The organism is Bacteroidota bacterium (assembly GCA_020402865.1).
Classification (GTDB): Bacteria; Bacteroidota; Bacteroidia; order Palsa-965; family Palsa-965.
Genome location: JADBYT010000002.1, coordinates 26404 through 38673, shown reverse-complemented (window position 1 = coordinate 38673; position 12270 = coordinate 26404). Strand labels below are relative to the sequence as shown.

Genomic DNA, 12270 nt, shown 5'->3' with positions numbered 1-12270 from the left:
TAAGTCTTACGATTTACCGGCTGTTTTGCTTTATAGACAAACGTGGTTAATGTTCAGATTCAGGCTCGTCATGTTCCGCACCGGCGGCTGCAGGCTGGAGTTGCCCGGTGGCTTCGGGGTGACGAATCATTCCGCCATAATAGCCGGCACGGGCCACAAACACAAAAGCAGCCAGCGCCACCAGCAGGGTTACGATGGTTGCAATACGGGTAAGTGCCGATTTACGCCAGGCCATAATAAGCGAAACCAACGCCAGCACACCCATTACTAGCTGAAGCACAAAAGCAAGCTCAGCCGCTTCTTCATGTTCATGGATCACACTGTGTGACACACCGGCAATGCGCTCAGCCACTTCTTCGGCGGCCTCGCCGGTAAAATTAGAAATCGCCGCACCTACAGCCGAGGCAACCAGAATAAGCAGTGCTATTGTTTGCGTGGGTTTTGATTTGTAAAGCATTCCCCACACCAGCACCACGGCGCCAAGGAATGAAGCGATAATGGGAAAGTGTGTTACAATGAGGTGAATGTGTACCGGTTCCATTTGCGTTGATTTTAATCTGCAAGGTAAAAGACAAATGTTAAATAACATATGACCGTGTAAACTATTTCTGTTGAAAAACTCATTGCTCAAAAAACGGGTATAATTCCCGGTTTTACACACGAAAAACGTTGCAGCTTGTATGAATTGCTGAATCAATTTATACTTTAGCCAGAAACCACTACACCGTGACATACAGCGAACAAAAGCCCGGCTCTGCATCCCTTGATGATTTTCATGAGGTACTGCATGAAGAAAAACAATACCTGACTTCGAGCACCGACGAGCCACTTTATGGCATTGCATTTTCGGGCGGAGGCATCCGCTCGGCTTCTTTCGGTATGGGTGTTATGCAGGCAATGGTAAAACACCGGAAACTCGAAAAAATGCACTACATGTCAACCGTGTCCGGTGGTGGTTATCTGGGCACGGCACTTACATGGGCCTTGCATCAGGAAAAAGACAACGCAGGCACCACGCCCGAAAATTTTCCGCTGGGGCATAAAGACGCTCAGGGAAATAAACGTGATAATCCTGAGCGGAATAAACGACTTGATTATATACGCCTGCACAGCAATTATCTTACACCCGACAAACTGGGATTGCTCTCCGTAGCAAGTGTGGCTGTACGCAGCATTTTCATGTCGCTGCTGGTTTACATGCTTTTGTTTGTATCGATCATGGGGATATTAGTGGCCGTATCGGCATTTGATACCAGATACTTTGGCGAACTGCTTGGCCTTCCCCGTGAATCGTTTGGCGGCGAAGGTATTTTTGTACCCCTTGCGATGCTCCTAACCGGTGTATATCTTCTGTTAAATATGTACTATTCCCTTTACACCAAGTTTGGCAGCAAAAAAAGTCCTGAAACGAAATACAAATATTTTATCACCACACAACGCCTGGCAGGTTTGCTGTGGAAGATTATTCTATTGTTTCTGTTATTTGGATTGATCCCGTTTATTCACCTTCAGATTGATGATTTGAATAATTCGGGCGGAGGCCTGATGCTTGCGGGTGGTTCTACATCGTTTGGTATCCTTGTAAGTATCTGGCAATACTGGAAAGCACAGAAACACGATAAGAGTTCAGGTGCAATATCCGGTACAATGGTCTATCTGGGGGCATTTTCGCTGATTTACGGACTTACTTTTATTGCCTACCTCCTCGGTCAAAAAGGCATTGCCTTCGGGCAGTCGGTTAGCATCAGCGGAGTGCGGTTTTTCTGGCCCGTTATTTTCAGCGGCAGTCTTTTACTTCTTTCGTTCTTCTTTGGTGTGTTTGTAAACCTCAACCTCATTTCGCCCAGCCGCATCTGGCGTAACCGTTTAATGGAAACATTTATGCCGGAGCCTGATGCCGTGAAGGAAAATAAATGGCAACCCGCCATTTCGGCCGATAAAACGCTGCTTGAGGATATGTGTCAGGGCAAAAACAAAAAGCCCTATCACCTCATCAATACCAACCTCATTCTGGCAAACTCGGAGACAGTAAAATTCAGAAGCCGGGGGGGCGACAACTTTGTGCTTTCGCCACTTTTCTGCGGCAGCAGCGCCACCGGCTGGTGCAAAACCGATAAAACGCACCGGCATTTCAGTCGCCGTGTTTCACTGGCTACCGCTATGGCCACATCGGCTGCGGCAGTAAATCCCAACGCCGGTGTTTCGGGCGAAGGTGCCACGCGAAACACCATTGTTTCGGTGATGTTTATTATTCTCAACATCAGACTGGGTTTCTGGATGACCAATCCGAACAAAAAACCGTGGAAAATGCCGCCCAACTTTTTTGTCCCCGGATTAAACGGCCAGCTTTTTGGCTGGGGACTGAAGGAAACCAACCGGAACATTCAGCTTTCAGACGGTGGTCACTTCGAAAATCTGGGCATTTACGAACTCATCCGCCGCGAACTTTCAGTAATCGTGGTGTCTGATGGTGGCGCCGATCCGCTGTTCAACTTTGATGATCTGGCCAATGCCGTAGAAAAAGTGCGTGTTGATTTTGGCGCAGAGATTGAATTCAGAAAAGAATATCCGCTAAGCGATCTTCTTCCGGAAACTGAAACCGACAGTGCAAATAAAATATTCATAGCTAAATATGCACTGGCGCAGCGCGGTTTTGCTGTGGCCGACATCAACTACGCTTCGGGCAAAAAAGGCACGTTGTATTACCTCAAACTGACCATGGTGAAAAACCTGCCAACCGATGTGTACAGCTATAAAGGCGTACATCCCGAATTCCCGCACCAGTCAACCGCCGATCAGTTTTTTGATGAGAAGCAGTTTGAAGCCTACCGGGAACTAGGGTATAAAATTGGCTGCGATTTGTTTGACACCAAACATCAGGAAACATCGCTGGTGAATATCTGACGGTTTATTACCCTCTACTCTTTCGCTGCTCCTTCGGCCAGCAACTGCTGAATGAAGATATTCATTTCAGCAGTGAATCTTTCGTAGTCTGCTCCGGTTCCGGGGCCGCTGAAACCAGTGTGTATTTTGCGCACGTTGCCGGTGCGGTCAATGTAAAGTGTAGTGGGGAAAGCCATTACGCCATTAAGAAACGGCAACGCAGCTGAAGCCTGCGCTTTACTGCTCAGCCCGGTGTTGAGGAAAAGGTAATTGGCGGCGAGGTTGGCTTTCATGCGGCGTATGTTGGCATTTGATCGTGCTGTATCGCCTGTGCGTTCGAAACAAAGCGCTACTACTTCAAAGCCGGAATTTGCATACTTTTTATGCAGGCCGGCCAGCCAGCGCGTTTCGTCCATGCAGTTGGGGCACCACGATCCCATGAGCTGCACCACTACTACTTTCCCCTCAAAGCGCGGGTCGCTGAGCGAAACCGGATTGCCGTTTAAATCGCGGAAAGTGAAGCCGATTTTGCTGCTGTCTTTTATCCAGGTCAGTTGCTCGGGATTTCGCAGCTGTACACTGTCGTTCCGGTAGGCAGTCCACGGTTCTGTCCACGTATTCCCCGACCAGAAGCGGCCGCTGATGGTGCCATCGGGCAAAATCTGCGCGCGGAAAAGGAATGCGTGTGCACCGTCGAAACACGAGAGTTTAAACACGTCGGCCTTCACAAAATCGCCCTGCAGGTAGCGGTAATCGCCGGTTTCGGTGAGGAAAGTGCCGATTACACCGCGAGGCGTGGTGGTAAAAACGCCCACAGCAACCGTACTGTCGGCAGTACCCGGCGAAAACATCGTGCTCCAGCGCCCGTCTATGGTTGCTCCGCGAAAGCCCGGCTTCTCAATCGGGAAACGCACCTGCCCGTGTACGGCACGGAAAGGCACATTCACCGGATTTTTGCCGTTGCGGTTTACCCAGATGCCGTGAAACGACGTGGCGCTGTCGCGCCTGCACCTGAAGCCGGAATCAAACACCGGCATACGCCAGGTTACCGAATCGGCAGTAATGCTAAGCTGCTCGGCGAAAATACGCTCCTCGCCGTTGGTGATAATCAGTTGTGGTTTCGCACCCGGCACTACCGAAAACGAAAAGGGTAAATCAGTTGTGTCATTCAGCTTCAGCACCCCGCGCCACAAACCGGGCTTGAGTAATTCAGGCTGCTGTGCAAAAATGGTAAGTGCCCACAAATTACAGGCAAGCAGGAGTGTCAGCGCGTTTCTTTTTTTCACTTTCATAAATTCTCGGTTAAAGCGCAGAGGTACTTTGTATATACTTGGTTTTGATGATTTGGGTTGCTGTTTTGAGCGTGATGTTATTAACATAAAACAACTGCCACAACCTACATAAGTTGGTTGTGGCAGAAAGTACTGGATTCGCTAACTCAGAAATTAAACTGAATACCCTGCGCCAGCGGAAGCGTGGTGCTGTAGTTGATGGTATTGGTTTGACGGCGCATGTAGGCTTTCCAGGCATCAGAGCCTGATTCGCGGCCGCCGCCGGTTTCTTTTTCACCACCGAAAGCACCGCCGATTTCGGCACCGGATGTACCGATGTTTACGTTGGCAATGCCGCAGTCTGAACCTTCGTGCGAGAGGAAGGTTTCCATTTCGCGCATGTTGGTGGTGAAAATGGATGAAGAAAGGCCCTGCGGAACGCCGTTTTGCATGGCAATGGCTTCCTCAATGGTGCTGTACTTCATTACATACAGAATGGGGGCAAAGGTTTCTTCCTGTACAATGTGGAATTCGTTCTTTGCCTCAATGATGCAGGGTTTTACATAGCAGCCGCTTTCGTAACCTTCGCCGCTGAGTACGCCGCCTTCAACCACTTCTTTGCCGCCTTCGGTTTTGGCTTTGGCAATGGCGTTAAGGTAATCTTCCACCGCTTTTTTGTCGATGAGCGGGCCTACGTGGTTGGCTGCATCAAGCGGATTGCCGATTTTGAGCTGGCCGTAAGCATTTTTCAGCACGCTCAGTGTTTTATCGTAAATGCTTTCGTGAATGATGAGGCGGCGGGTGGTGGTGCAACGCTGACCGGCTGTACCCACTGCACCAAACACAGCGCCCACAAGCACCATGTTCAGATCAGCATGCTGTGAAACGATGATCGCATTGTTGCCACCGAGTTCCAGAATGCTGCGCGCAAAGCGTTGTGCGGTTGCCGCAGCCACAATGCGTCCAATACGGGTTGAACCGGTAAATGAAATGAGCGGCACGCGCTTGTCGTTGTTCATCAGATCGCCAACGGGATTGCCGATGAGCACGCCGCTTACCCCTTCGGGCACATTGTTGCGGCGCAATACGCCGGTAATAATGTTCTGGCAGGCTACAGCGCAAAGCGGTGTTTTGGAAGAAGGCTTCCACACACATACATCGCCGCAAACCCATGCCAGCATGGTGTTCCAGCTCCACACCGCTACCGGGAAGTTGAACGCCGAAATAACACCCACAATGCCCAGCGGATGCCATTGCTCATACATACGGTGACGCGGACGCTCGCTGTGCATGGTAAGGCCATACAACTGGCGCGAAAGACCCACGGCAAAATCGCAGATGTCGATAATTTCCTGCACCTCACCAAGGCCCTCCTGCAGGCTTTTGCCCATTTCGTAAGAAACGAGTTTGCCCAGGGCTTCTTTGTGGCGGCGGAATTCCTCGCCCATCTGGCGAACAATTTCACCACGCTTGGGCGCAGGCATCATGCGCCATACGGGAAATGCAGCCTCGGCGGCCTGCATTACCTTTTCGTAATCCTCGGCTGTGGCCTGATTTACGCTGCCAATAAGCTGCCCGTCGGCAGGAGAGTATGAATCAATGCGGGGACCGGAAGTAATCCAGTGCTGCACGCCGGTAGAGGCGCCGTAGTTCATTTCGCGGATGCCAAGCTGTTCAAGCGCTTCTGCAATGCCGTAATTGTCTGTAAGTACGTTCGACATGGTTGTTTATGTGAAATTTCACAAATGAAGGAGTGCAAAGTTAGGCAATTCTGCCGGGCTGTAATGTGATTTTTGCCACACAAGACCCGAAACGCGACTCCTCAAAACACCCCTGCTTAATTTAATCGGTCGAGCCGGCGGTAAGGACCTTTCTGTATGCGGAAATAGCGCGGATTCACACCATTGTCGGGCCTGAGATCCCAACGGCGAACCATGATAATGCCGTCGGTTACTTTCCGGGCATTGTCTTCATGTATAAAATCTTCGGGTAAAGCGATGGACACCACCTTATCTGGCCCGTCAAACGACGAATACAGCATGGTTTCCATCGGAAACGACCATTCGGCATGCTCGAAAGCGCCTTTCCAGAGCAGCGGGCTGAGCACAAATTTGCTGCCTCCGGCCTGCTGCGCAGCCTTTATGGCCATATCGGTTTTGGCCAGATACAAGGTATAATGCGGTGCGGTTTGCACAAATATCCAGCAACGCCAGCCTGTTACCAGTGCAATCAGTATGCCGCCCAAACTGTTGGTCAGAAGTATTTGTGTAAACACATCATACATAAACGGCAGCAGTGCAATAGTTACCAGCGGCATGTACATGCGCTCGTAATACAGCGTTTGCGGAAAATCAGGGTGGTAATGCGTAATATTAATAATGAGAATATGCCCCCAGAAAAACGCATTAAGCAAAAGAAGCCGCAACCGCATGCCACGCATCAGATAAAATGCGGAGGTTATAATGACCATAAACAGCGGCACGGTGTAATAAGTAAAAATATACTTCAGCCGCAGCCAGAGATAACCGGCATCGCTGAGCGACTGGTAAGCCTTGTTCCAGCTGAAATCGAGCAGCGAAAATTTACCACTTTCGTATTCGCTGAGCATGAGTTTTTTGATGGCATACCAAATGGCAAATACCAGCATTACCGCGAGCAGTTGTTTCCAATGCAGCCACCATTTTTCAAGCGCATCAAGCAAAAGCAGATACACCAGCGGAATAATCAGCAGCGGATGACTGAACAGAACCGTGATCGTAATGCCGAGAAAAAAAAGTAGTTCGTGCCCGCGTTGTATGCGGTTGTAATAAAGGTGCGAACGCACCAGTATCAGCAGCGCCGAGCCGTACCAGATTTCATACATCGGACAAAAAAACATGTGCACCACACCCAGTACGCTTACCAGAATGATGGACGAGCCGGCCGTTTTATCGCGCAGAAAAAATACGCAGTACAGAAACAACAGATAAAACCAGAGTATGGGATTAAGCGAGTAAAGTATCATTACTGCTTTCATCCCCAATCCGAGTTTTATGCCAATAAGCGGGAGAAATTGTGAAAAGGCAAGAATATAACGCTGATGCTCGATGCGGAAGTTTTCGGTATCAGCTACATGAAAGAGATAGTAAGCCGAATCACTTTGAATGCGTTCGCGATAAAAGACAATAGCCAGCACGGCGGCCAGCACAAAGTACAAATGTGAAAAAAGCAGGTAACGCCTGTGCGGGTTGGTGGTAAGCAACTGCATCATGGCGCTTAGTTGAGTTTGTCGCAGAGCAGCCGGATTTCTATGGCTGGCGACATTTTTTCGTACAGTATGCGGTACACGGCTTCGGTAATGGGCATGTGTACACCGTAGCGCGAGTTTATTTCATGTACACATTTTACGGCGTAGTAACCTTCGGCCACCATGTTCATTTCGAGCTGGGCCATTTTTACCGAGTAGCCTTTGCCTACCATGGCACCAAACATACGGTTGCGGCTAAACTGTGAGTAGGCCGTAACCAGTAAATCGCCGAGGTAAGCCGTGCTTTTGATGTCGCGGTCAATCGGGTGCACAGCGTCCACAAAGCGCGAAATTTCCTGAATGGCGTTGGAAATAAGCACCGCCTGAAAGTTATCGCCGTAGCCCAGTCCGTGGCAAATGCCGCTGGCAATGGCAAACACGTTTTTAAGCACGGCGGCGTATTCAGTGCCGTAAATGTCATCACTCACACTGGCGCGGATGTAGCGGCAGCGGATACGATCAGCCACAAGCTGCGCAAATTCGGCCGACTGCGAAGCCACCGTGAGGTAGGAAAGTTTTTCGAGCGCCACTTCTTCGGCGTGGCAGGGCCCGGTTATTACGCCGATGTGCGAATACGGCACATCAAACTGCTGGTTGAAATATTCGCCAACAATCAGATTGGGGCCGGGTACAATACCTTTGATGGCCGAAAAAACTACTTTGCCTTTAAAATCTTCGCTTGTGAAGCCGCTAAGTGCTTCGGCCAGAAATGCGGCGGGCACTGCCATAATGAGTACATCGCATTGCTCTACTACTGCTTTAAGGCTGTGCTGCAACTCAATCAGAGTCAGTTTCAACTCTACCGAACTCAGGTAGCGCGGGTTATGACGGTAGCGGGTAATATAGTCAATGGTTTCTTGACTACGAATCCACCACGTAATCGTTTCACCCGCCACAGCCCCTGCTGATTCGTCGCAGAGCATTTTAACAATGGCAGTGGCCCAGCTTCCGCCTCCAATTACTGCAATGCGTTTACTCATGCTGGCGAAGATAGGAAATTATAAAAGCATATTGTTCATATCTAGATGCCAATCCCGACGGTTGCGACACGAAGTAGCTAATCAGTTCCATATCAAGAGACATACAAAACATTTCAGAACTGCTCAGAACATTCTAAGTTTGCAAAAACATGTGTAAACTTGGAATAAGATTAGCATTCAATGAGTATATTCATCTATAATATAAACCCCAATAAATGCAGTAATCTATGAAAACCCTCTTGTCTTATTTTGTATTTATTCTTCTATCAGGTTCATTAAATGCACAACTTGTACAGGAGTGGTCAAGGGCTCACAATCCATTGCAATCTACAAACAACTTTCAGGGTTATGCAATCAAAAAAGCATTCAACAATGCTGTATATTCATGTGGATATTTCTCAACAACAGCCTTGCTAGATGGTTTTTATGTATGTAAATATGATTCTCTTGGCACCATACTATGGCAGCAGCGAATAACTACTGCATTTAACTGTTGCATGGAAAAGTTAATTGCAATTGAAACAGATTCTGCTGATAACGTATATGTTGCAGGATATGCTTGGGCGGGCTCAGCGTGGATAACTATTCTTTATAAATATAATCAGGCAGGAGTTCAACAATGGTCATCAATACACCCTGGTAAAACAATTAGTATTGGTTTCACAGAATGTTTCCTGAAAGTTGATAACTCTCTCCAAACTATTTACATCGCCTGCTCGTCAGGAAATCAAGGAGTTAATGATTTTTATCTGGCTGCTGTTTCCCTGTCAGGCGGCACAATAATCTGGAGTGATACCCGAAATGTTAATGTCGGCTCATATCCGTTGGGATTGTATATTGATAAAAAACATTGTGTTACTCTTGTCGGTGGAAGTATATATATTTTATCAAGCAGTGAAGGCCCTGCTTGTTTTTTTCATTATTCCCCAACAGGAGTTCGAATTTGGCAAATCGTATATAATTCATCACAACACCTAACTTCAATTGTCAATAATTTTTTCTTTGATGAAAATACCGAGCAGGTCTATGCATGCTTATCAGGATTCCGGTCGGGAGAATATGAATATCATTATCTGCAAATTGATACTGCTGGAACAATTGTCATAAATAGAAGTTTCGGAATCCAAGGATTAGACTGTCATCCAAAGGCCATTTCAACTGATAACCTTGGGAATGTGATATTAACAGGAACCGCTGCGGTATCCACAAACAGCATAAGTGATCTTCTCACAGTAATGTTTGACCCGTATGGGAATATTTTATGGACAAATCAATATACATCTCCAATAGGAAGCTCATTTCCACATACATTAATTACTGGCAGCAGTTCACACTTTTATGTTTGCGAACCAACTAAAATTCATAAGTTCAGTAATTCAGGCAGTATTCAATGGAGTCAAACAATATCGCAAAATTATTATAAGAACGCCGTAGAGTTAGATATAAGCAACTACGATATTTACGTTACGGGGAATTCATTTGTGAGTCAAAATAATTATGCCTACCGAACTTCAAAATACAGGGATACAACATCTACAATTTTGAGTACAGGTCATTTAGCTAACGAATGCGGAAAAATAAACATCTTCCCAAACCCTGCTGAAAATGTGTTAACCATAAAACCTCATCTGCCATTTTTTAATTTAACTATCAAAATAATTGATTTGTCAGGACGCGAATTAATCAACGAAACATATTACGGACAACAAACAGCAACTATCAGTCTTGTTGGGATACCAAAAGGTATATACTTGATTACTATTGATTGCGACGAACATCTCGAAACAAAGAAATTAACCGTTATGAAATAATGCTGAACTAACCTGTCTGTTTTTGCGATTAATTCAACTAACAACGCTACTCAAAACCATTCCTCACCCCATAAATACCCGGATGCCCTTTACTTCCTGTCACTTTCACATCTGCCACTTTCACCGGTAATCCGTTTTCTGAATACACATATACAATCACTTCATCATTCAGCTTCAGTTCATCGGGCGGATACCAGCCATAATAAACTGTTTGCCACTGCCCTGCCTGCTCGGGTAAATACTGCGTGCGCGATGCGCGGCCATTCCAGAAAAGCTGCTTTCCGTTGCGGTTAATCTGCACCACGAGTATGGCGTTAGCATTTGTATCGCTTAGCTGAATGGTTGCAGCCACATCAATGCGCTGATCGGCATTTTGGATGAGTTGCTGCACGTTCCCCTTCCACGATGGCGAAAACTGGTTTGTACTGTCGAGCAACAGGTAACGCGTTTGCGAAGCCGAATCAGTGTGTAAGAATTTCTCATCGGCGGCATTCCATCCGTTTTGTGCAGAAGTAAAGCTGGTGTTTGTGCTGAACGGTGTTTCACCTTCAATGGCTTTGTGCATGTTGTTTCGAGAGAATACGTACACGGCTGAGTTAAACCAGCGCTCACAGCGAATCAGGTGCGGATATCTGGCCTGAATGATGAGCAGCATTTCGGGGGGCGAGTAACGCGTGCTCCAGCCGTACACAAAATAATCGCCGGTTGTTTTTTCGAGTTGCCGTTTGAAGGTGCGTAATTCATTATCGCCATTGTTCATCATGCTCAGCACCTCGCGTGGTTTGCCGGTTTGGTCCCAATAGTATCCGAGAAAATAGTCGAAATCGACATTAAATGCGCATGCTACATTGGCTGCGCCAAACTGTTTTTCAGTTTCGCGGGTTACTTCTGCTATCTCACACAAACGGCCAAAATGATCGGTAAGATGAAACGGTTTCCACACCGTTACGTAACCGGCAAACGTTACTGCAAACACAGCCGGGAAACTCCAGTTCACAAGCCTTTCGTGCACTGGCGGCAACCAGCTGAAAAGCAGCATGAACAATGCCGGCAATGAAAAAAGCAACACTGAATGCTGTAAAACCGGATTGCGCATTACCGAATAAAAATAGCCCGTAAGCAGCGGCGCAGTAAACCACAACAGCATGAACAATTGCCATTTTGACCGGCGACGGAAAAAGATTACGGCAGAAACAGCAATGAGCGCAAGGCTCAGCCACAGCAACCCGTAGGAACGATTGAACACTACAAAAATATGTTCGCCAAAAAACGAAGGTGTGGGAACCGCCAGCCAGCCGCCTGATGCCGCACCAATGCCACCCGTATTCAGTTGCCCGAAAAATATGCCGAGATACGGCACAAACAGCAAGGCCGCCAGCACACATGCAAGCAGATATTTCCATGTGCGGCCAGCGCGGAAAAACAATCCGCTTGCACCCACCAGCGCGGCAAAAAACAAACTGAAAAAATGTGAATACGCCGCGCCGGCCGCAGCCAGCACAAACACGGCATACCAGCCAATATGCGGCTTCTTATCGGTAAGCACACGCACCCACGCCCACACCAGCAAAGCCGCAAAAAACACACCTGTCGCATACGGTCGTGTAAGCTGGCTGTACATGAGCGGAAGCTGCAAAAAAGCCATTGCCGCCGCAGCCGCAAGTCCGGTACCCGAGCTGAAAAGCCGCGCAGCTGTACGACCTGTCCACCACACCGCCGCCGCACCCATAAGCGCAAAGGGTAAACGCAAAGCAAATACGCCCGTACCAAACAGCCGCTGCCAGAAATATTCGATGAGGTACGAAAGCGGCGGATGACCGTCGCGCGCTACCCAGCTGGAAATAAGATCGGCGGGGCTGGCTGACTCGCGCGTGCAGATGAGTGAATACATTTCATCGGCTGTGAACGATTCGCTGCCAAGGCCGCGCAGCCTGAGCAGCAGGCCGCCAAGCGTAATTACGCCCAGTGCCAGCAGAAAACTGCGCTCATGGCGCGGCTGTTCGGTGCTGCGAATCATTGGAGCGAAAGATAACAGGAAC

Annotated in this window: 8 protein-coding genes; 2 read left to right on the top strand and 6 right to left on the bottom strand. The window is 48.1% G+C overall.

The window, feature by feature from the left end:
• Positions 1-46: 46 nt before the first annotated feature.
• Positions 47-541 carry a hypothetical protein gene (locus IM638_01215; protein ID MCA6361632.1) on the bottom strand — a complete coding sequence of 165 codons (495 nt, stop codon included), beginning with the start codon at positions 539-541 and terminating at the stop codon, positions 47-49.
• 185 nt (positions 542-726) lie between these two features.
• Here IM638_01215 and IM638_01210 point away from each other — a divergent pair, with 185 nt between their 5' ends.
• Complete coding sequence (locus tag IM638_01210) at positions 727-2904, top strand: hypothetical protein (GenBank protein ID MCA6361631.1); 2178 nt, start codon at positions 727-729, stop codon at positions 2902-2904.
• A 14-nt stretch (positions 2905-2918) separates the two neighbouring features.
• On the opposite strand, the gene IM638_01205 is transcribed toward IM638_01210, so the two are convergent.
• The 4 genes from IM638_01205 to IM638_01190 all read right to left on the bottom strand — a co-directional run bounded on the left by IM638_01205 (position 2919) and on the right by IM638_01190 (position 8420).
• A complete protein-coding gene (locus tag IM638_01205) occupies positions 2919-4175 on the bottom strand; it encodes a TlpA family protein disulfide reductase (protein MCA6361630.1) in 1257 nt (418 codons plus the stop codon).
• Between the two features lie 146 nt (positions 4176-4321).
• Positions 4322-5875 (bottom strand): aldehyde dehydrogenase family protein, encoded by a 1554-nt coding sequence (locus IM638_01200; protein MCA6361629.1) that lies wholly within the window; start codon positions 5873-5875, stop codon positions 4322-4324.
• Between the two features lie 116 nt (positions 5876-5991).
• Positions 5992-7404: a hypothetical protein gene (locus tag IM638_01195; GenBank protein MCA6361628.1), complete on the bottom strand. Its 1413-nt coding sequence runs from the start codon at positions 7402-7404 to the stop codon at positions 5992-5994.
• Between the two features lie 5 nt (positions 7405-7409).
• Positions 7410-8420, bottom strand: a complete 1011-nt coding sequence (locus IM638_01190; protein ID MCA6361627.1) for an NAD(P)H-dependent glycerol-3-phosphate dehydrogenase — start codon at positions 8418-8420, stop codon at positions 7410-7412.
• Positions 8421-8647: 227 nt separating this feature from the next.
• Here IM638_01190 and IM638_01185 point away from each other — a divergent pair, with 227 nt between their 5' ends.
• The gene (locus tag IM638_01185; GenBank protein MCA6361626.1) at positions 8648-10231 is read left to right on the top strand and encodes a T9SS type A sorting domain-containing protein; all 1584 of its coding nucleotides are present in this window, start codon (positions 8648-8650) and stop codon (positions 10229-10231) included.
• Between the two features lie 46 nt (positions 10232-10277).
• On the opposite strand, the gene IM638_01180 is transcribed toward IM638_01185, so the two are convergent.
• Positions 10278-12248 (bottom strand): glycosyltransferase family 39 protein, encoded by a 1971-nt coding sequence (locus tag IM638_01180; GenBank protein MCA6361625.1) that lies wholly within the window; start codon positions 12246-12248, stop codon positions 10278-10280.
• Positions 12249-12270: the final 22 nt, after the last annotated feature.

What these genes read in the sequence shown, in the direction of transcription:
- IM638_01185 (MCA6361626.1), top strand. Translation starts at nt 8,648, where the DNA reads ATGAAAACCCTCTTGTCTTATTTTGTATTTATTCTTCTATCAGGTTCA.
- IM638_01200 (MCA6361629.1), bottom strand. Translation starts at nt 5,875, where the DNA reads ATGTCGAACGTACTTACAGACAATTACGGCATTGCAGAAGCGCTTGAA.
- IM638_01190 (MCA6361627.1), bottom strand. Translation starts at nt 8,420, where the DNA reads ATGAGTAAACGCATTGCAGTAATTGGAGGCGGAAGCTGGGCCACTGCC.
- IM638_01180 (MCA6361625.1), bottom strand. Translation starts at nt 12,248, where the DNA reads ATGATTCGCAGCACCGAACAGCCGCGCCATGAGCGCAGTTTTCTGCTG.
- IM638_01195 (MCA6361628.1), bottom strand. Translation starts at nt 7,404, where the DNA reads ATGATGCAGTTGCTTACCACCAACCCGCACAGGCGTTACCTGCTTTTT.
- IM638_01215 (MCA6361632.1), bottom strand. Translation starts at nt 541, where the DNA reads ATGGAACCGGTACACATTCACCTCATTGTAACACACTTTCCCATTATC.
- IM638_01205 (MCA6361630.1), bottom strand. Translation starts at nt 4,175, where the DNA reads ATGAAAGTGAAAAAAAGAAACGCGCTGACACTCCTGCTTGCCTGTAAT.